Consider the following 22,155-nt stretch of genomic DNA (forward strand, 5'->3'; position numbering starts at 1 on the left):
TATGAATATGAAACGAATGGGTAAGAATATATGTTTTTTAATTTGTTTAGTCGGGATATGCGGATGTGGAGATTTTTTGGAGGAAGTCAGTCAAAATGAAATGAGGCCCAGTTCTGCGGATGATTTACAACAGTTACTCATGGGGGAAGTATATTCTGCGGGGCATAGTGAGAATGTTTTTCATTTATATCTCGATATGATGACGGATGATGTTACTTGTGTTTACTCCAAAGATCAAATGGTGCAACAGTATTATAAACGATATTGGCCGGTGTACGCTTGGCAATTTGATATGTTCGAGCAGCTAGAAAATAGTAGTGTACAGGGAGCTGATACTTATGATCATTACTATCGTTGTATAAAGGGGTGTAATGTTGTTCTTGATATGTTAGACGAGGTGACGGGTAGTGAAGGACAGAAAGCAAATGTCAAAGGGCAAAGTTTAGCGATGAGGGGTTATTTTTACTTTATGTTAGTGAATCTTTTTGCAAAGCCTTATAATGCTCCGGGAATTGATATTGAAAAAGTTCCTGGTGTTCCCTTAATCATGACATCGGAAGTTTCGGATGAATATCCCAAGCGAGCTTCCATCGCCAAAGTGTATTCATGTATTGAGACGGATCTGTTAGAGGCACTACCACTTTTACGTGAGTATGGAGGAGAAAATAGTAAGTTTAAGGCATCGGAAATGTTTTGCTATACATTATTGTCAAGATTATATCTCTATATGGAAAAATGGGAGGAGGCAGAGAAATATGCATCTATGGGGTTAGCAAAGAATTCCAGTTTATTCGATATGGCAAATGCTCCTTATCAGACTTGGGGGTTAGCTTACAATCCTGCTAAAAATGTTTATGGAAGAGAGAGTGATGAGGTGATTTGGCTGGGGTACGGAAATAGTTACGAGTATGATTTTGCTCAATCTGGATTTACGTTTGTTCCTTCTCCCGAACTTGTACAATTGTATGATTTCACAGAAAGTAACGTGAACAACAGAGGAGATTTACGTTTGCGTTTTTATTACGAGTACATGAGGGATTTTTCATCTCCATTGATGGAGTTTAAAATCAAATATGGTATACGAAGAGAATATACCGCAGAGACGAATTACCCGATTAAAGGAATGCGCGTGGCCGAACTTTATTTGAACAGGGCGGAGGCGAACATGCGCCGTTATCTTCAAAATGGAGAGGAACGTTTGCGTGTAAGTGCTTTGACTGATCTTAATTTTTTACGTTCTTCCCGTTATGATACTCGTAACGTGGAATATAAAGATGTTGATTATTCAGGAGATGATTTATTAACGTTTTACAAGGAAGAACGTCGGCGTGAACTCGCTTTTGAAGATCATCGTTGGTTTGATTTAAGAAGGTACGGGATGCCGGAAATAACACACGTGTATCAAGGGAGTGAATCAGAGATTCCTGCTACTTATGTGTTACCGCAAGGGAGTGATCGTTACGTACTTCCGATTCCGCGCTCTGTTCTCGATAAAAATTACAATTTGGAGGCAAATCCTTGAGATGATAGGTCATATTTAATAATTGGATGAATTATGAAAAAAATAAGATTCTGGTCACTGATATTGTCCCTCGTGTTGGGATTATCCGGATGCTATAAAGAAGGAGCTTTACATGCATCAATGGAAAATGAAAAAGTTTATAGTGAATATGATTTGCCGCAAGGAGATCATGATTATGACAAGGATATTCTGGAGATGTTTAAAAAATACAATACGTTGTTCCTTTACAAATATAATCCAAAGGATATTTATTATAATACGGATGAGTATGTGAACGGGACTTACTTTCCCGAAAAAGATAGTACGGCAGCCGGGCTTTTTGATGTACCTTCGGATGAAGCTTGGGTTGGGAAACAGGTAAAATTGCTTCAAGAATTATGGTTGGATTATTATCCCGAAGAGTTTTTGAGACAACAATTACCGCTTAAGGTTTTCTTGGTTGATAGTTTGTATTCAGCAAAAAGCGGGTATGGATCTCCGGTGGAACTTTTGAATAATAATTATTTAGTTTGTAGAGGGGTTGATTATATTTTGGTCACTTATGGCAGTAGTCGGATTGATGAAATGACAAAAGCGGATAAGTATGAATTCAAGAGGGTATTACACCGGGTATTCTTAGATTATTTAGACATTCCGGTTACAGCAGAATTCGCTGCGATTGGAAATTACACGATATTTTCGAACGTGAATAATAAACCGTATATATACCGTTATGGGTTTATTAATTGGGATAATTCGAGTACTCCACAGAGAGATTGGTTTTCATATATTGATGCAATTGTAGATCATTCGTATGAAGAATGGATTTCTGATGGTCCATCGGGTTTTTTACATCCCAGTAAAGATACCCAAGGGAAGATACGCGAGAAATATAATTTGGTTATTGAGTTTTTTAAGACAAACTACCAAATTGATTTGCAGAAAATAAGTAACGATTTGTCGAGTTACGGCGAGTAACAAAATTTTTTATCACGAGTCTAGTTTGTTCGAGTCTGATTTGTATGAATTACAGATCGGGTAGGGGCTTGTATTTATATATGTTGTATTGATATGTAATGAATTATGGAAAATGTAGTTTTGAAAATTGAGAATTTGTCACATCGCTATAGCGTGCAATGGGCTATTAAAGATATCAATTTTGAAATACCAGGAAAGGGAATTTTCGGGTTACTCGGTTCTAACGGGGCGGGGAAGTCAACGATTATGAACATCATGTGCGGGGTGTTGAGACCGACGGAAGGAAATGTTTGGATTAAAGGAATTTCAATGACGGAGAATGCGGTGAAAGCCAAACGATATATTGGTTTCCTGCCTCAAAATCCGCCTGTGCAAATGGAGTTGACCGTAAATGAATATCTTTCTTATTGTGCCGGATTGCGAGATATTCCAAGAAAAGAGGTTCAGAAGGCGGTGGATAAAGTGATGGAACGTTGTGCGATTTCTCATTTTAAGAAACGTGTAATAAGAAATCTATCAGGAGGGTATCGCCAGAGAGTAGGAATTGCACAGGCGATTATACATAATCCCGATTTTGTCGTGTTGGACGAACCGACAAACGGGCTTGATCCTAATCAAATTCTTGAAATACGTCGATTGGTGAAAGAAATTGCGGAGGAACGGACGGTGATGTTATCAACTCATATCCTTTCGGAGGTACAGGCCTTATGTGATGATATCCGGATGATCGAACAGGGACGTGTCGTATTTGCCGGAACGGTTGATGAGTTTGATAATTACCTGGCTCCTAATTCCGCAATTGCGATTTTAATGGCAATGCCAACGAGAAATGAACTTCTAAAACTTCCGGGGGTAATTAAGGTTGAAGAGTTGGGAGGGCCACGGTATCGTCTGTTTTTTGATCGCTCGACAGATGCGATGGAGCAAATTGTGGAAACATGCGTGAACCGAGGATGGAGACTGACGGAGATTAATATTGAGAAGAGCTCGTTAAACGAGGTATTTGCAGAATTGTCAAAAAAATAATTGAGTAGAAATCATGAGGAAAATTTACGAGGTAGCAAAAGCCGAATTGCAGACATTATTTTATTCACCAATAGCTTGGCTTATTATCATTGTTTTTATATTTCAAGTGAGTTTATTATTTACCTCTGCCTTGGAGTTACGTGTGACGCAGATGTTGTTGGGGTATCGTACACCAATGTTGACGCAAGCCATATTTGCCAATCCGTCGGGAGGGCTTTTATTCGAGGTACAGAATTATCTTTATCTGTATATTCCTTTATTAACGATGGGATTGATGAGTCGAGAGTTGAGTAGTGGATCAATAAACTTACTTTACTCGTCCCCGATCACCAATACGCAGATTATTTTAGGGAAATACCTGTCTATGGTGGTGTATGCTTCTTTATTGATTTGTATTATCGGTATATACGTGGGATTTGGTTGTTGTGTGATTGAGAATGTGGAATGGCGTTGGTTGTTAACTGCTTTACTGGGATTGTACTTGTTGATATGTACTTATGCGGCGATAGGCTTGTTCATGTCAAGCTTGACTTCTTATCAAGTTGTTGCAGCAATTGGAACTCTGGTGATCCTTACGGCGTTGAATTATGTAAAGGTGATGTGGCAAGATATTGAATTTGTCAGAGATATAACTTATTGGTTTTCTATATCCGGTCGTTCTGTTTCGTTTTTATACGGTTTTATCGGGAGTGAAGATTTGATTTACTTCTTGATTGTAATTCTGTTATTTCTTTCTTTAACGATAGTTCGTCTGCAAGCCTGTCGACAAAAAGCTCGATGGATTCATTCTATGAGTAAATATTTGTTGATTTTTTCAATTACGATTATTTTAGGATACATTACGTCTCGTCCGGTAATGAAATGTTACTATGATGCCACGACGACTAAAGCTAATACATTAACGCCTAATAGTCAGGATGTAATTGCAAAAATGGAAGGTGGTTTGACGATTACAACTTATGTAAATTTGTTTGATGAGACGAATCATCCCATAGCATTCCCGCGTTTTGTGAATAATGATATGGCTCGTTTTAGTCATTACTTACGTTTCAAGCCGGAAATTAAACTTAAGTATGTATATTATTATGATTCAATATACAGTCCGAGTTTGGAATATCGGTTTCCCAATATGTCGATGCAACAGCGTGCAGAGCGGCTTATGGAGCTTCATAAAGTAAATTCCAGACTCTTTTTAAAGCCGGGTGAAGTTGATAAATTGGTGGATCTTTCTAGCGAGGGGAAAACCTTCGTACGAGAATTGGTTCGAGATAACGGTGAGAGAACGTTTCTTAGAATTTATAATGATTTCGAAAAATTACCATCAGAGGCTGAAATAACTGCAGCATTTAAGCGGATTACGATGAGATTACCGATTGTCGGTTTCTTGTCGGGGCACGGGGAACGATCAATCAAAGAGGATGATAACCGAAGTTATTCTGCCTTTGTTAATTATAAAACATTTCGTCCGGCCTTAATAAATCAAGGTTTTGATGTTGCAGAAGTAATTTTGGATAAACCTATACCTGATGATATTAAAATATTAGTGATTGCAGATCCTCAACAGGAGTTGACCGAGAACGAACGTCGTAATTTGGATCAGTATATTGAGCGTGGAGATAATTTGGTAATTGCGACAGAGCCTAAGAGACGTGATGTTGCAAACTCTCTCATTGAGCGTTTTGGAGTGAAATTTGTCCCAGGGATTTTGGCAAATTCTGGAGAGTATTCTAATTTAACACAATCTCGTCCTACGGCAGATATTAAAAATATTGATAATTTGTATCAATTAGCGGGATTACGTTATTTTGGTTCGGTCATTTCAATGCCTGATGCGGTTGGGTTAGAGTATACGCTTGATAAAGGATTTAACGTTACAGAAATTCTTGCTACCGATACGCTTGCTTGGAATGAGTTACAAACTACTGATTTTATGAATGAGGACCAAAGAGCTACACTTGATAATGGTAGTGGTGAGATTCAAAAGAAATATGTGACAGGTTTGGCTTTGACCCGAAAAATGGGAGAAAAAGAACAAAAGATAACAATATTGGGTGATGCAGATTGTATTGCAAATGGAGAATTAAGTACTAGTCGAAGAGGGGTGCGTGCTTCAAATTTTACCCTTATTCAAAGTTTGTTTTTTTGGTTATCGGACGGGGAAGTTCCTATTGATGTGCGTAGACCTGCATTTACAGATAATAATTTGCTTGTGGAGGAAGGTGACATGGGACTAATAACTATGTCATTTCAATGGCTTTTCCCTTGTCTGATACTAATTTTAGCTATGGTTATTTGGTTGAGAAGGAGAGGACGTTAAATAATTTGAGTATATCCGTGTCGTGATGACGAGTCGGTAAATGCAATTTGTATCAAGAAGTATTCCTGGGGTGATTAAAATGTTGGAAAAAATTTACCAACCAATCTCCCCAGGATATGTTTATTGAATGCTAGAGTATATTAGGGTGTAAAAGTTATTAGACCGGAAATTTATCTAAAGGGCAAGGAGCTAGTAACGAGGAAAGTTGAAATTGAAATAATATCAATATTTATATGAGTATATAACAATTTGGGGATAACAGAATAAATCTTTATTTTTGTAGCACTATGAGTGCTATTATTCAGACCAATAAAGACTTTGAAGTATTCTTTCGGGAGAATTTTCCATCCGTGTACGCTTTCATGAAACGCTACACGGGGGATGATGAATTAGCGGCAGATTTAGCACAAGAGACTTTTATCCGGGTTTATGAACGGCGGGATGAGATTGTTTCTGTTGATTACGGGAAAGCTTTTTTATACACGGTTGCGCGTCATTTGTACTGGAATCATTGTAAGCATCAACGGGTGAAGGAAAATTATTTTGCGCAATTGGATGAGGGCAACGTGGATGATTACGATTTCTTGCAGGAGGTTACCCGGCAGGAGACCATGCGAATGTTATATGTTGCTATTGACCAGTTGCCACCACAGACTCGTAACGTGATCCTTTTGAATTTGGAAGGGAAAACGAACCCTGAGGTTGCGGAAGAATTAGGTATTTCCGTGAACACGGTGAAGTGTTTGAAAAAGTCTGCTTACGAGACATTAAGGGGGACCCTATCCCAAAATTACTTTGTGATTTTGATATTCCTGTTAGGGGAGTAAATGTTAAATCTTTTCTTTTTTTGAATTTTTTTTCTAGTTTGACCTACCCACTTTTCATTTGAAGTAATCTCTATGATAAAATTACAAATGTAAAAGTATGGATTTACTAAAAAAACGTTTGGATATTGCCCGGCTTATTGCCGAAGAGTTGATCGGAACGATTGATGACAAGGATCGGGTCGTGTTGGCCCGTTGGTTGGATGAGGACGAACGACACCGGGGGGAATATGCGAATATTTTAGAATCATTAAAGACTGGGAACGAGGCTTGGAAGGATCAGGAGCGGGGGAGGCAGTTAATGGAATCCCGATGGGGGACAGTGAAATCTCATACGGTTCGGAAGACTGACCGGTGGATTACGTGGAGTAAGTATGTGGCGGTTATCGTGTTATTCGTGAGCATTGGAATTTTTTGGCTTGTAAATGAAGAAAAGCAGGAGGTGGAGAATGGTACTGTTGCCCAAATTGAACATGGTAGCATGAAAGCGCAGCTTGTACTTGCTAATGGAAAAAAGGTGGATTTGAGGCCAGAAATAAGCTTACAATTAGAAGAGGAGGGGGGAACCCGAATTTTGACATCAGATAATAGGGTAAAGTATTCGGGGAAGGATTCTTTAGCCGGACAATCGACAGAAGTAAAGTATAATACGTTGATCGTGCCGCGAGGAGGTGAATTTTCGTTGGAATTGGCAGATGGAACTCGGGTGTGGTTGAATGCGGAGTCGAGGTTGCGTTATCCGGTGGCTTTCACGGGTAAGGAGAGAAAAGTTGAGATGGAGGGAGAGGTTTATTTTGAAGTGGCAAAGAATAAGGAAAAACCTTTTATTGTAACCGTGAATGGGGTTGATATTCGGGTCTTGGGAACAAGTTTTAATGTTTCGGCTTATCAAGAAGAGGTGGTGGCCACGTTGGTCGAAGGAAAGGTGCAGTTGAAAAAAGGTAATGAACAGGTTATTTTATCGCCTAACCAGCAAGCAATATGGTCTGATGACGAGTTTAGAGTGAAACAGGTAGATGCCCGTAATTATGTGTTATGGAAAGAGGGGATTTTTTATTTTGAAGATGTTGATTTGGAGACAATTCTGGATGATATGGCCCGCTGGTATAACGTGAATGTTTTTTATATGAACCCAGCGTTGAAAGAGATGAAATTCTCTGTCGAGATTAGACGTTATGGGGATATAAACGAGATCCTGAGAAGAATAGAACAAACTAAACGTGTAAAATTTGAAATAAAAGATAGAACTATAAACGTGTATGAATAAAAAAAGACAGACAGCACCCCCATGCTATCTGTCCGAATACATTCAATATTTAATTCAATGTAAAACTCAAGAACAAAGTTATGAAAAAAAAATGTAATTCTGGTGGTCTTATGAAAATAAGGCTGCGAAAAACATTGTTGGTTATGAAATTTTTGTGCTTTTTTTTCTTGTTGTCTGTTTCGGTATCAGCAGCAAGTTATTCACAGAATGCAAGGTTTACTCTGGCATTGGAAAATGTTGCGTTGACGGATGTTTTTTCGACTATCCGGAAAAGTAGTGAGTTCACGTTTATCTATAATATGGATGACGTGAGGAATATCCGGGTAAAATCAATAAACGTACATGAGGCTACTATCCAAGAGATTCTGGATGAAGTCCTTCGAAACACGGGGTTCGTTTACCAGATTGAAGATCATGTGATCGTGATTCAACCCCAGGAGGTGAAAGAAGAAAAGAAATCCGTGCGATTAAAAGGGTGGGTTCGTGATAAGAAAAAAGAACCGCTACCAGGGGTGACGGTAAGAATGGTGGGGGTGAGCTTGGGAACGGCAACCAATGCTCAAGGATGGTTTGCGATAGATTTACCTGTGACGAAAGGGGAGGTGGAGTTTTCTTTCGTGGGATATAAAAAACAGAAAATTGCTTTTACGGAAAAAACAGATACGCTGCAGATCGTGATGGAGGAGGATTTCCAACAGGTGGAAGAGGTGGTTGTGACAGGTATTTTCAATAAACCGAAAGAGAGTTTTACAGGGGCTGTTGTGGCGGTAACCAAAGATGATATTAAGGCAAACTATTCTCGTAATGTCCTTCAGACATTAGCTAATATTGATCCAAGTTTACGGATTGTGCAGAATAATAAAATGGGATCGGATCCGAATACATTACCAGAGATTCGTTTGCGTGGTGTTTCAACGATGTTGACAGCAGAGGAATTGAAATCACAAGAAAGTGGACGTCCGGATTACAATCGTCCTTTATTTATCATGGATGGTTTTGAGGTTGATCTGGAACGTGTCATGGATATGAATGAGAATGAAATTGAGAATATTACGATTTTAAAAGATGCCAGCGCAACATCAATGTATGGGTCCAGAGGTGCTAATGGCGTGATCGTGATTACAACGAATCGTTATACAGCTGGGAATTTGAGGATTATGTACCAAGGACGTGTAAATGTTCAAATTCCATCTCTTGGTACTTATGATAATTTGATGTCAGCCTCAGAGAAATTTGAATTAGAGAAAGAGTATGGTCTTTGGGAGAGCGATTTATATAAAGAATTATATGATGAAATAGAAACTAATATCGCTAATGGGTTGAATTATAATTGGCTAAAGGTTCCGACTCGTACAGGGGTTGGGCAAAATCATATATTACAAGTTAGTGGAGGACAGGAATCATGGAATTATTCTTTGGATTTGAATTATCAATCGACTCGTGGAGCTATGAAAGATTCTGAGCGTAATAATTTCAATGGTACCATGAGCTTGGGATACCGTAAGGATAAATGGAATATTTGGCAATCTTTGTCGATAGGGGTAAATAGTAATCAAGATTCTCCTTATGGACAATTTTCGAATTATGTGAATATGAACCGTTACTGGAAACCATATGATGAAGATGGGGAGCCTGTTGAATATTATTATCATCCTAATGGAGGATTTAACTATCCTATTGATAATCCGTTATATGACAAGAGTGTTGGTGTCTGGGCAAAAACAAAATATTATAGTACTCGTAGTAACACTCGATTAAAATATAATTTTACAGAAAGATTTTACACGGAGGTATCTTTCGGTATCTCTCGGAAAGAAACGAAGGGGGATTCCTATTATCCGCCGAGTCACAAAAATTTTAATACCGTGACAGAATTAGAGCAGAAAGGTTCTTTTACGAGAGGTGAACGTGAAAATATAGAGTGGCAAGTGCGTGGTACGTTGTATTATACAAACACGTTTAAAGATAAACATATGTTCTCTACGGGATTTAGTACAGAATTATCGGAGTCAACAGAAGATAATGCTAATTGGACGGCCCGTGGCTTTATGGCTGATAATATTGATCATCCGGGGATGTCCTTGGCCTATCCCGAAAATGGTCATGTTTTTGGTGATAAGAGCGTGACTCGTCGGGCAAGTTTTTCCTATATCGCAAACTACTATTATGATCAACGTTATTTCGTGGATGGATCTATTACTTATAATGGTGCATCTTCTTTTGGCGAAAATAGTCGATTTTCTCCTTATTATTCTATTGGTGGTGGTTGGTTGATGAATAATGAATCTTTCATTCAGAACAATCTTCCATTTATCAATGAATTGCGTTTACGTTATTCCTTTGGTGTTGTGGGAAATTCATCTTTAGCTCCTCAAGATTATATGGAGGTTTTTAATCGTAATTCGCAAGATCTTTATTTGGGAGGACTTTGTTGGACATTGAATGGTTTTGCTAATCCGAACCTAAAACAACAAAACACAATACAACATAATGTTGGTGTTGATTTAGGTTTATTTAATGATCGGATATCCATTCAATTTAACTACTATAATTTCTTGACAAATAATACATTGACGGATATGAATTTACCCATTTCTCATGGGTTCAATGCCGTGAGAGGTAATATTGGGAAAATTCGGAATGAAGGATTTGAATGGTATTTGAACTTCGTTTTGTTGAATAGTGAGGCAAAAGGGATTAGATGGAATCTGAATGCTAACATTACTCGTCTTAGAAATACGATTGTAGAACTCTCCGAAGGATTTAAAGAAGCGATAAAAGGTCAGTTTAGGGAGATGGGTACTGCTACAGATGCGATTAAATATCAGGAGGGTAAATCTATGGATGCTATTTATGGATTACGTTCCGTGGGTATTGACCCGACTTCCGGACAACGTGTTTTTTTGAAGGCAGATGGGGTAACGACAACATTGGAACAAAATCCTGATGATTTGGTTTATTTGGGTGATAGCCAGCCGAAAGTGAATAGTACATTTAATACTTCTTTTACATGGAAGGGGTTGAGTGTAATTGTTGGATTCGGAGTGAAATGGGGCGGAAAACAAATAAATTATACTGAATTGAATAGGGGTGAAAATGTTAGTTTGTCTTCGAATCTTGATCGACGGCTTTTAAAATATGGATGGAGACATATCGGGGATCAGGCTCGTTATAAAAATCAATGGGGAACGACTTCACGTGATATTGCAACGAGGGTTTGTAGTGATTTTGTTCATAAAGATAATGTTTTTAGTTGTAATAATGTAAATATTCATTACTCGTTCCCGAAGGAATGGTTGAAAAAAGTTATTGGTTTGGAAAGTTTAGCCATTTCGGCTGATTTATCAGATATTTTCTATTTTTCAACCATTGAAAGAGAAAGAGGAACATCTTATCCTTTCTCCATAAATCCTAATTTTTCCATTTCTTGTACATTCTAAGTTTTCGTGATATGAAGAAAAAAATATATATATTAGGTTTAAGCGTGCTACTGGCATGTAGTGCTTGTGAAGATTGGCTGACGATCCAACCGGAAACGACAGTTGCTGCAGAAACATTGTTTAAAACAGACGTGGGGATAACGCAAGGTCTAAATGGAGCTTATTATACGGCAATGTCAATCTATGCACCTATCAGTTATTTCGGAGGATCTTCGTTTGTTGAGTATATGGCAAATACTTATTATTGCGATCCGGAAATGAAAGGTGATGATTACTATTTTTCAATTCATACTTATGAACAATCGGATAGCCAGAATAATGTTAATGAATGGTGTTTTACCGGACTCTACAAGGTAATCGCCAATTTGAATTCAATGCTTAGCGAGATGGCTAAAAATGTAGAAAAGTTGACTCCGAACATATACAAGATTTGTCGAGGAGAGGCATACGCTTTGCGGGCATGTTGCCATTTGGATATATTACGACTCTATGGACCGGTTCCATCTGCGGCAGATGCATCAAAAACATACGTACCTTACGTGCGGGTGAATGATGTGGAGGACTATACGTATCATACATTCAATCAATTTATGGATTATGTTCAAATGGATTTAGACAGTGCGGAGATGTTTTTGCAGACGGTTGAGCCCGTATTGACACAGACATTTGAAGCAACAAATTCGACATCGAATATATGGCCCTATAGAAAAAGTCGTTGTAATTACTACGCTGTATTAGCATTACAAGCTAGGGCTGCTTTGTGGAGAGGGGATAAAGAGAAGGCTTTACGTTATGCGAAATTAGTGAAAGAAGCCAAAAATGAAGATGGAACTTCAAAAGTTCGGTTGACAACTCCTAATGATAATATGAGTGATTATACGGTGACGGATAAAACTCATTATTCAGAGCATCTGTTTGGAATAAAGAACGAGACGTATGATGTAAATTCCTTTTCAGATCCTTTTTCTAGAAAGGTATGTTACAATAAAGAGGATTTTATAATAAATTTATACGGAGAAGATTATAAAAATGATTTGCGGTATAAGAATTGGTGGAATATCAGTGGAAAGTGGGAATGGGTTGGTGATTGGCAAACCGGACATTCCGTTTGGGTGACAGATGGAAAGTATTATATAACTAAATATAATGACTTTACAACCAATAATACATCAGCTCCGCATAATTTCCCGATTATTCGTTTGCCGGAAATGTATTTCATTATAATGGAGTGTGGGACATTAACAGAGGCTAATGCCGCTTATGAAGAATATTGCAATGCCCGAGGGATTACTTATAAGCCATTGACTGAAGATGATCGTCAAGAACGGGTGATATTGGAAAGTATTCGGGAATATGTTGCTGAAGGACAAAATTTTTTCACATATAAACGTAATAATGTGAAAAATATGTATGGGGCTATCACCACTAGCTCAGAGGATCAATATATCATGCCATTGCCTGAAGCCGAATATGCAGATGTTAAATAATAAAGTGTAAGAGTATGAAAAGAGTATTGTTAATTATATTATGCACTATGGGGTTATGGAGTGCTTGTACTGAAGAAAAACCTAATTTTTATAGGGGTGGAGATGGGCTGTGTTTTTATTATGATCAAATTGGGCCATATGATTCTAATCCATATTTTGGAGAGGGAATAGATGGGCGGGATTCCATGACGATTGTGTCTTCCACGAAGTTAAGAGATACGCTTTATTTTAGATTAATGGTTTATGGGCAAAAAAGTACGAAGGATCGTTATTTTTCTTTGAAACAAAGTACTCTTTCACATGTGGATAGTGTGAGTTATGTTAATGATTCAACGGCCGTTGCTGTAGAAGGGATAAATTTTGTTGCTTTTGATGATCCTGAAATGCAAAAATATTGTGTCATTCATCCGGATTCTTCCAGCGTGTATATACCGATTATAATGACGTATGATCCGAATACAGCAGGGGAAAGGCAAAATTTTTGCTTGTATTTTGAGATCGTTCCGAATGAGGAGATTTCTGTTTTTGACCCTCGGTTTTATCGTGCAGAGTTACGGATGAGACAAACTGCATATTAATGAAAGATTATGATGGACAGGAGGTAATGTTTACCTCTTGTTTTTTGAATGATTATATCTCTGTAATTTTATAGTGTATGAAAAAAATAATATTATTCATTGTTAGCTCCCTATTTATAACTTCTTTATATGCTCAAACAAAATTTCAGGAATTGTCCCTGACGAAAGCGCTGGAGCTGGCAAAGAGTGAGAAAAAGTTAGTGTTTATTGATTGCTATACTTCATGGTGTGGCCCATGTAAGATTATGGCAAAAGAGGTTTTACCCCAAAAGGAAGTGGGTGATTTTTTGAACGAACTTTTCGTGTGTGTGAAATATGATATGGAAGAGGGAGAAGGGCCGGAGCTTGCGAAAAAGTACAAGGTGGATGCTTATCCCACGTTTTTATTGTTGAATGCAGATGGGGATTTAATTAATTCGATCGTGGGAATGACTCCAATGGGAGGAGAGTTTATTTATAAAGTAAAATTAGCTTTGGGAGAGATCTCTACGGTGAAAATGGATTCCATGTATGCAGTTGGGAATCGAATGACTCGTTTTGTACTTTCTTATTTGAAAGCGTTAGAGGCAACCAAACAGTATGATAAAGCAAAAGTGGTTACAACTGATTTAATGAAGAATTTGAGTGATAGTCAAAAATCTTACGCAACGTATTGGTTTCTTTACGAGAATCCGAAAATATCCCCCGTGGGATCCGAAAATATCAACTACTTGTTGCGTCATGTGGATAATTTCCGTAAAGGTGTGGGGGTCGAGCCTGTGAATGCAAAATTAACTTCGATGTTTGAGAATCAATTAGAGGATATGATCCGAGGAAGGAATAAAACAATAGATATAGCGGATGTGGAGGTGGTCGAGAAGAATTTAAAAGCTTGTAATTTACCAGGTAAGGATTATTTGTATGATTATGTTGCCTTGTTGAAAGGAATGTTTTCGTATGATGCAGATGTAGCATTTGCTGCTTTTATGAAGATTTTCCCCACGATGAAAGAGGAGAAGTTGAATTATTTATATTTCCGTCCAATCACTTTCCTAAAAGGAAAATGGGATGATCAACAGAAAAAGAAATTAATTGATTTGTCCTTGAAGTTATCACCCGAAGTGAAAAATGTCGTGTTACAGGATGGACTGAAATATTTTGCAAAAGAGATTAAAAAGTTCTAATTTATTCATGTAACTTGTGATGTTTATGAACTTGGAAACAGGTTTATAAACATCACGGGTTTGTAAAATTGAAATAGGTATGAATAAGTTATTCATTACATTTTTATTGTGCTTGCCTTTGTTTAGTTGGGCCGGGAAAGATGGAAATATAAAGGTTTTGAAAAAAGGAGATGTGTGTCCGAAATTCGTCTTTAAGGATGTCGACGGGGAAAAAATGTCGTTGGAGCAGTTCAAAGGGAAATACGTGGTGATCGACGTGTGGGCCTCATGGTGTCAGCCCTGTAAACAAGAGTTCCCGAATTTGAAAAAGTTGGAAGAAAAATATAAGGATAAAAATATTGTATTCGTGAGTATTTCCAGTGATGCTCAAGAAAGGCGCTGGCGTTTTGAGCTGGGCTTTTTGCGGGAGAGACTGGAATTGCAATGGTGGATAGTGGGTAACGAGAATTTTATGCGTGCTTTTGAAATTGCAGCCCTTCCGCGTATGATATTGCTGGACAAGGAGGGGCGAATCGCAGAATTAAAGTTACCAAAGCCTTCGGATCCGAAATTCGAGAAGATATTAAAAAAGTTGAGAGGATTATGATTTTATTTTTGTTGCAAAAGTTAATTGATAATGAAATTTATTTATATACAGTTAGTTGTGGTTTTATGCCTTGGGATTGGGGGATGCCAACGAGGAGGATGGAAGGGGAAATATACTTTGACCGTGATGATGGAAACTAATCCGCAAAATAAATTGTTCGTGTTTTATAAAGATGGGAGTGATAGCATTCGGGTGGATTCGGCGATTTATATGAATGGGAAATTTGAATTGAAGGGACGGATACCTTACCCACAACGGGCATTGGTGCGTATGGATCAAAAGAATCCAACTTTCTTTGAGGATGCAGTTCGGTTCATGGATGATGCTATGTTTGTATTTCTTGAAGAGGGAGATATACAAGTGTTGGCTGAAAAGACGTTGAGAGGGGCTAGAGTAAGCGGAACACCATCAAATGTTGATTTACAGGTATATACGGATAGTATCAGCTTTTATCGAGATTGGTTGGATGGATACCGAAAAAGATATGGTGAAGCGTACCGTAATCGTGATGACGTGGCTTTTATCAGTTTAAATAGGGAGAATACTTTGATGGAAGGCAGGCTCTACGAGGTGGAAAAGCGTTTTTTTGACCAGCATCCGGGATCACTTGTTGCCTTAGATTGGTTGGGAAGAACGTATAATATAGCCCGAGAAAAGTCAAAGATTATTCCCTTGTTTGAAATGTTGGATGAGGAGGTGAAAAATTCTGAATTAGGGCAGAGATATAGGAAACTCTTGGAAGAGACGGTCTCGGTGGAGATGGGAGGTATTGCTCCAGATTTTACAGCTAAAAATATAAATGGAAGAGACGTTTCGTTGAGTTCTTTCCGGGGGCAGTACGTGTTACTGGATTTTTGGGCGTCGTGGTGTGGACCTTGTCGTAAGGAAAATGTGAATGTGCTGGAAGTGTATAATCGTTTTAAAGATAAAGGGTTTACGGTAATAGGGTATTCTCTGGATGGTTCTGAAAAAGCATGGTTGAGGGCAGTGGAGAAGGATGGGATGCCTTGGGAGCAGTTGGCTGGGATGAATGGAGTGAAGGTCGATGCCTCAAAATTATATGGTGTGGTGGCTATTCCTAGTAATTTTTTGCTTGATCCGAAGGGAAAGATCGTGGGTATAGATTTGAGGGGTGAAGAGTTGGAGAAGGCTTTGGAGCAAATGTTTGAGGACTAGGGGGAAATCAGTAAGAGGATGTTTTAAATTGTTCGGGAATTACACTTTTTTAATAAGATGTAATACCTCTTTTGAGAATTTGAAATGTCATGTACACGAAACGAAGATTATTGAATTAAAATAGATTAGTATGAAGATGATAAATTATTGGCGCAAATTCTTGAGTATCGGTTTGTATTTGGTCGTATTCGGTACCGTAGCGTGTCAAGGACAAAAAAACGAAAAAGAGGTTGTGTATCGTGATTATACGCACATGGAGGCAGATCTGTTGGATTCTTTGAAACGGGATGAGGTAAAAACGTTATTCCGTGGGGTGCATGTGTTACGGCAGCAGGCTCAGCAGGTAAAAGAGAGTACTCCAGTCCGGTTGGAATCTCAACGGGTAGAGAAGAAAAAATTGAGCCCACAAGATATGATCGAGAAGAGAAGGGGCAGCGTGTTGACTGTCAACAAGTATCATCGTGCGATGATGCATCCGGAAGGAGTGACAGGCTGGGCAACGGCAGTCGTGTTATCGAACGACGGGATTTGTGTCTCGAATTACCATGTGTTTTGGGAATTTCTGGACTCAACAGCTAAGTTGAATCCACGGGATAGTATTATGTTTGTTGCCACGGAAGAGGGGAGAGTATACCCGATTACCGAGATCTTGAGTTTTAATAAAGCTGCAGATGTGACTTTCTTCAAGATTGATACACGGGGAGATATGCTTACCCCGATACCATTGGGAAATGACCTCCCGGCGGGGACAGGGGTACATTTGTTAAGTCATCCGGAAGGATATCCGTATGCATACACGAACGGGGTGGTTATGCGAACAACGACTTCTGACGCTAAAGATCCCTTTGCACGCCGGATGGAACTTACGGTTGATTACGCCAAGGGGTCAAGTGGGGGACCGATCATGGATGATTGTGGAAACATGGTGGCGATGGTGTCTAGTATACGTGCGATATTTTATTCTAATCAGCCGCCTTATAGCCAGCAGATGAATGTGAAACTGACAATTCCTGTGAGTTCATTGAGAATGTTGATGCAGGGAAAGAATGAATAAAACTAGCATATATTCGAAAAAATATTTACCTTTGCCATGTATTATTGTAGGTATATCGAATGAAAGTTTTTGTGAAATATTGCGTGTTGCTTTTGGTGGCAGTAATCTATCTTGGACAAGGGATAGATTCTACTCGTTATTTAGCAAAGGCAACGGGGCAAGAGCGACTTGTTTCACATGAGAAGGATGATTTTGAACGGTTAGCCATGCTGACGGCGATGAACGGAAATGCATTACCGGTCAACACGGTTCAGGATGTAACAAATGTGCAACCGACTTTTCGTTATTTGCAAAAAAATAATATTTCTGTTTATTTAGAAGAATATAAAAGGGTTTTTACTCCTTATTTTAGGTATATTGAAAACGATTATCTCGACTCTTTTGCGTTAAAGCAGGACGTTGGATACTATGTCTTTGCGTTGCGCGAAATCATTGTATGATTTTTGGTTTATTTGTAAAAACGCTGCTCGTTAATTATTAGCGGGTAGAGTTATGTCTTGACTGAATTGTATTCGGGAACAAGAACATACGCATGAATATGTGGAAAAAATAAACTATTTAATTATACAAAAATTATAAAGTCATGAGTGATAGTAAATTTGAATATATCGATGATGTTCTCTTGAATGTAGATAAAGATAAAATAGAAAAAAAGAAAAAATCTCCTATAAAGCCTTTGGCATTGTTGATCTTGGGTGCTGCAATCCTTTGGTATGGTGCGAATTATATTAACACGGCTCAGAGTGATACGCTTTCTTCTGTTGTTATTATGATCGGTTTAGGTGTTGCAGCATGGGGAGTCGTGGCATTTTTGGTAAAGAAAGAGCGTTACGTTTACAAACCAACAGGAAAGGTGTTGAAGAAACATAAAGTGTATGTGGCTGCAAATCAGTCCTCACGATTGTATGATATTTTGGAGCAAAATAGGTATGATGATTTACAATCATTGACCCGTTCCGGACAATCTAATTTAAGCTTGGAGGCTTATTGTAGTGAAGATGAACAATATGCTTTGTTACAAGTCATGGAATTCATTCCTTACAATGACGTGCCGATGACTCCTGTCAAAGTATGTGAAGGAACTCAGGCAAAACAAGTAGCTTATTTCTTAAAATAATACTCTGAACTATTAAGTAGTCCAGAGTTTCCACGAATAATCGGCTTGCAGATAGAGCATCTGTAAGCCGTTTTTTATTCGTGCCCCTTGCTGTTCTCCACGGTGCATGAATTCGGTTATTTCCGGATTATAAATAAGGTCGAAAAGATAATGATTTGAGGAGAGAAGATGATAAGGAATGTCCGGACAATCGGTTATATGCGGCCACATCCCCACGGGGGTGGCGTTAATAATTAAAGGAGTGTTGGGTAGGTAACGGGCAACTTGGTTGTAGGAGATTTCAGAGGAAGAATGGGGGGTACGGCTAACCGTGAATACTTCTATTCCCAAAGAGGTAAGTGCATTCCGGACGGCTTTGGACGCTCCGCCAGTGCCTAAAAGTAAAGCTTGTGTAGGCGGTGTCTGGATAAATTCTAATAAAGATTCTCTGAAACCTAAGATGTCAGTGTTGTATCCGGTTAGGATGGAACCGGAAATCGTGTGTTCTACTTTCACGGAATTAACGGCTCCGATTTTTCTGGCATCCTCGCTGATATGGTCTAAATAGGGAATGATCTTCTCCTTGTAAGGGATCGTGACGGCAAATCCTTTTAGCGAGGGGGTTGTTTTAATGACTTGTAGTGTCTGTTCAATATTATCAGATTCGAAGTTCACAAATTCTGCATCTATTTTTTCTGCCTTGAACTTCTCAGTGAAGTAAGTCTTTGAAAATGAATGTCCCAAAGGAAAACCGAGTAATCCGAAAAGTTGCATGGGAGTTTATAAGGTTTGTAAGGTTTATAAGGTTTAAAAAGTTCGGGAGGCATAATTTCCTATGGAGTATTTATTTCATCTACAGTTGTTTTACGACAGATAAAGACACGGTCACTTTATGAACCTGACGAACTTTATAAACCCTTGATGAACTATTTTTTTAGTACTACGGCTAGTTTTTCAATACCCCATATGAGTAAAATACCAATGATACACATGAGGATTGCCTGCCATACAAGAGGATCGCTCCCGTTAACTTGCTTGAAGGTATTGGGGAGAACGTTTTTTTCAACATCAAAAGCAATCCCGTTAACCAGTTCTGTATCTGTAATTTTCCAGGGCCAGATTTTGTTGAGTGATCCGACCATGAATCCTGTTAATAGGGCTACTGTCATTCCATGATAGTTTTTCAATAACCAGGATAGCAAGTGTGAGAAAGCGACTATACCAGCCACAGCTCCAACTAAGAAGGTAAGTAGAACGGGAATGTTGAATTCGCTGACGGCGGTAATGATGTATTCGTATTTCCCTAAAAGTAACAGAATGAAGGCACCGGATATTCCCGGTAGGATCATGGCGCAAATGGCGATAGCCCCGGAAAGGAGAATAAACCACCAGTCATTCGGAGTACTGGTTGGGGAGAGAACCGTGATCGTGTACGCGATGATGGCGCCAACGATTAACGAGGTGATGGTTAGTATATCCCATTTTTTTATTTCTCTTGAAACCATGAGGGCAGAAATAATGATGAGACCAAAGAAAAAGGACCAAATGTATAACGGGTGGGTTTCTAGCAAGTATTTCATCAATTTTGCCAGTGAAAATATGGATATGGCAATACCTGCAACGACAGAAATTAAAAAGTTTCCGTTAATGTGTTTCCAAAACTCTTTTAACTGGAAGGTTCCCAACAAACGTAATGCTTTCAGGTTTATTGATCGAATCGACTCGATCAACTCTTCATAGATACCCGTGATAAATGCAATAGTACCTCCTGAAACACCCGGGATTACGTCTGCGGCACCCATGGCACATCCTCTAAGTACTAATAGTAAGTAGTTCTTTTTCTTCTCCATGAACAATAAATTAATTTCTTGATTTTAAATTTTAGATTTCCTTTCACGAATCAACATTTTTGATTTACGATTTATGAATCACCTGAAATCATAAATCGTAAATCTAAATTCATTTATTCTACTTTAAACACGTTACGGTGTTCAAAACGCAACAAGTCAAAGACAGTTTTTACCGGGGTGAAGGTGGATAGCGGAACTTCCACGAATATCGTGTTCCAGTTGGCCATGGCACCATTCCACAATCCGGGTAGTTCTTGAACTTTAATATCTTTCCCGCCTAGTGATTTGCTGGTGATGAATCCCTGTGTGTTATCGATGTATTTGGTCAAGTCATATTTCTTACCTTTATAGTTATAGGTACTACATACGATGTCCACGGGATTAAAGTGGGTTGATTGGGTGAATATTTTTTTCTGATTTCGATCTTTCAGGTTGACTTGAGCGCTCTCCACGATCATCAAGCGTGTTGCATGTTCGTGGTCTTCAACCCAGAACGGTCCTCCACCCGGTTCTCCTTCATTTTTCACCATTCCGCATACACGCAATGGTCGATCAAGTAATTGTTTTAAATAAGCGACTCTTTCCTTACGGTCAGTATGAACTAATCCCTCTTTGGGTTTATAACCGAGGTGGTCGTAGATATATTGCTCGATTTCATTCAAATTTTCGTCTGTAATACTGTTTTTCTTGCTTAAGATTTTCATGTAATTGAAAATCTGGTTCTGTGTTTTTAACAAAACTCCGGCAAGGATTTTCTTGTATTTTACTGTGTCTGCCTTGCTACGATCGGGTGCCACGTTGTCAATGTTTTTGATGAAGATTAGGTCTTCTTTCAGGTCATTGAGGTTGTGAATCAATGCACCATGACCACCGGGGCGGAACACGATGTTTCCCTCGTTGTCTCTCACGAGATTACCTTCCGTATCAAGACTCACAGTATCTGTTGCTGGCGACTGGACAGAATACGTAATGTCGTATTTCAAGTTGAATTCTTTCTGGTATTTTTTGAGAACAGATTTCATGAGGGCTTTGAATTTGCCTATATGTTCTTCTGATACCGTGAAATGAATATGAGCTTCCTTACCGTCGTTGGCGTAGAGTGCCGCTTCTACCAAGTGTTCTTCTACAGCCGTGCGGATATGGTCCCTGTAAATATGGAAATCAATTAATCCCTTGGGTGTGGCATTGTAATTAAGCCCCTTGGGGGTAAGGATGTATTCTAGAATTTCAATGAGTTGATTCTTCCAGAGTAATTTGTCTAAATCAAGGCGATCTTTGTAAAGAGCCTCTTTTAGGTGTGGGTAGAATGGAAATTCTTTCAATTTCTCGAAGAACGAGAATATACTTCCGGGTTCCTTGTCTTGCCGGAATTTCAAATAGTCTTCATCGCTACCCGTGTACGTGTTGAAAAACGTATTTAGCGTTTTGAACATGCGTGATGCGGAACCGGAGGCCGGAACCATTTTCACGATTTTCAACGAATTCATTCTTTCCTCGAAGATGCGGATGAATTCATCGGCTTGTTCGTCATTCAAACCGTAGATTCCGTTGTTTATTGTTGCCGCATCCCGAATCTGTACAAAATCAAACCCCTGCTTGAAATTTTCAAGCTGGTTTTCAATTTGCTCGGGTTTTATTCCCCTGCGTTTAAATTGTTTGAGATCACTTTTCGTGTACATAATTTCAGGTTTGTAAGTACGTAAATAGTTTTGCAAGTTACGAATTATTGTGCAGAAAGCAAAATTTGTCTTTTGCGTTGCAGGCTGCCGGGTGAGTCTCTGACTCTGAGGGTTATGGGTGTTTATCGTGAAC

The 22,155-nt window shown here is 38.8% G+C and carries 18 protein-coding genes; 15 read left to right on the top strand and 3 right to left on the bottom strand.

Annotated features, from left to right (window positions below):
* Positions 1-7 precede the first annotated feature (7 nt).
* From F1644_RS18565 to F1644_RS18635, 15 genes are all read left to right on the top strand, one after another.
* Positions 8-1,522 carry a RagB/SusD family nutrient uptake outer membrane protein gene (locus F1644_RS18565; RefSeq protein ID WP_158571891.1) on the top strand — a complete coding sequence of 505 codons (1,515 nt, stop codon included), beginning with the start codon at positions 8-10 and terminating at the stop codon, positions 1,520-1,522.
* A 33-nt stretch (positions 1,523-1,555) separates the two neighbouring features.
* Entirely contained in the window at positions 1,556-2,479 is a 924-nt protein-coding gene (locus F1644_RS18570; RefSeq protein WP_118304864.1) for a putative zinc-binding metallopeptidase, read from the top strand.
* 105 nt (positions 2,480-2,584) lie between these two features.
* Positions 2,585-3,505 (top strand): ABC transporter ATP-binding protein, encoded by a 921-nt coding sequence (locus F1644_RS18575; protein ID WP_118304865.1) that lies wholly within the window; start codon positions 2,585-2,587, stop codon positions 3,503-3,505.
* Positions 3,506-3,518: 13 nt separating this feature from the next.
* A complete protein-coding gene (locus tag F1644_RS18580; RefSeq protein ID WP_118304866.1) occupies positions 3,519-5,822 on the top strand; it encodes a Gldg family protein in 2,304 nt (767 codons plus the stop codon).
* 287 nt (positions 5,823-6,109) lie between these two features.
* Positions 6,110-6,649, top strand: a complete 540-nt coding sequence (locus F1644_RS18585) for an RNA polymerase sigma factor (protein ID WP_118304867.1) — start codon at positions 6,110-6,112, stop codon at positions 6,647-6,649.
* Between the two features lie 97 nt (positions 6,650-6,746).
* Positions 6,747-7,913, top strand: a complete 1,167-nt coding sequence (locus F1644_RS18590; protein WP_118304868.1) for a FecR family protein — start codon at positions 6,747-6,749, stop codon at positions 7,911-7,913.
* A 143-nt stretch (positions 7,914-8,056) separates the two neighbouring features.
* Positions 8,057-11,353 carry a SusC/RagA family TonB-linked outer membrane protein gene (locus tag F1644_RS18595; RefSeq protein WP_158571889.1) on the top strand — a complete coding sequence of 1,099 codons (3,297 nt, stop codon included), beginning with the start codon at positions 8,057-8,059 and terminating at the stop codon, positions 11,351-11,353.
* Positions 11,354-11,364: 11 nt separating this feature from the next.
* The gene (locus F1644_RS18600; RefSeq protein ID WP_147344473.1) at positions 11,365-12,840 is read left to right on the top strand and encodes a RagB/SusD family nutrient uptake outer membrane protein; all 1,476 of its coding nucleotides are present in this window, start codon (positions 11,365-11,367) and stop codon (positions 12,838-12,840) included.
* A gap of 14 nt (positions 12,841-12,854) precedes the next feature.
* A complete protein-coding gene (locus F1644_RS18605) occupies positions 12,855-13,418 on the top strand; it encodes a DUF4843 domain-containing protein (RefSeq protein WP_147344472.1) in 564 nt (187 codons plus the stop codon).
* A gap of 77 nt (positions 13,419-13,495) precedes the next feature.
* Positions 13,496-14,581: a thioredoxin family protein gene (locus tag F1644_RS18610; RefSeq protein WP_209279543.1), complete on the top strand. Its 1,086-nt coding sequence runs from the start codon at positions 13,496-13,498 to the stop codon at positions 14,579-14,581.
* Positions 14,582-14,660: 79 nt separating this feature from the next.
* A complete protein-coding gene (locus tag F1644_RS18615; protein WP_118304872.1) occupies positions 14,661-15,167 on the top strand; it encodes a TlpA family protein disulfide reductase in 507 nt (168 codons plus the stop codon).
* A gap of 30 nt (positions 15,168-15,197) precedes the next feature.
* A complete protein-coding gene (locus F1644_RS18620) occupies positions 15,198-16,343 on the top strand; it encodes a TlpA disulfide reductase family protein (protein WP_118304873.1) in 1,146 nt (381 codons plus the stop codon).
* A gap of 130 nt (positions 16,344-16,473) precedes the next feature.
* Positions 16,474-17,397 (top strand): S1 family peptidase, encoded by a 924-nt coding sequence (locus F1644_RS18625; RefSeq protein WP_229782457.1) that lies wholly within the window; start codon positions 16,474-16,476, stop codon positions 17,395-17,397.
* A 59-nt stretch (positions 17,398-17,456) separates the two neighbouring features.
* The gene (locus F1644_RS18630) at positions 17,457-17,837 is read left to right on the top strand and encodes a hypothetical protein (RefSeq protein WP_087421705.1); all 381 of its coding nucleotides are present in this window, start codon (positions 17,457-17,459) and stop codon (positions 17,835-17,837) included.
* A 143-nt stretch (positions 17,838-17,980) separates the two neighbouring features.
* A complete protein-coding gene (locus F1644_RS18635; protein ID WP_118304875.1) occupies positions 17,981-18,514 on the top strand; it encodes a hypothetical protein in 534 nt (177 codons plus the stop codon).
* A gap of 12 nt (positions 18,515-18,526) precedes the next feature.
* Here the strand turns inward: F1644_RS18635 and F1644_RS18640 are convergent, their stop codons facing one another.
* From F1644_RS18640 to F1644_RS18650, 3 genes are all read right to left on the bottom strand, one after another.
* Complete coding sequence (locus tag F1644_RS18640) at positions 18,527-19,267, bottom strand: shikimate dehydrogenase family protein (RefSeq protein ID WP_118304876.1); 741 nt, start codon at positions 19,265-19,267, stop codon at positions 18,527-18,529.
* A 152-nt stretch (positions 19,268-19,419) separates the two neighbouring features.
* Complete coding sequence (locus F1644_RS18645; RefSeq protein ID WP_168044429.1) at positions 19,420-20,343, bottom strand: polyprenyl-phosphate transporter; 924 nt, start codon at positions 20,341-20,343, stop codon at positions 19,420-19,422.
* Between the two features lie 113 nt (positions 20,344-20,456).
* Positions 20,457-22,022: a DUF4301 family protein gene (locus tag F1644_RS18650; protein WP_118304877.1), complete on the bottom strand. Its 1,566-nt coding sequence runs from the start codon at positions 22,020-22,022 to the stop codon at positions 20,457-20,459.
* Positions 22,023-22,155 lie beyond the last annotated feature (133 nt).

It is taken from the genome of Butyricimonas paravirosa (assembly GCF_032878955.1).
GTDB classification, from domain to species: Bacteria; Bacteroidota; Bacteroidia; order Bacteroidales; family Marinifilaceae; genus Butyricimonas; species Butyricimonas paravirosa.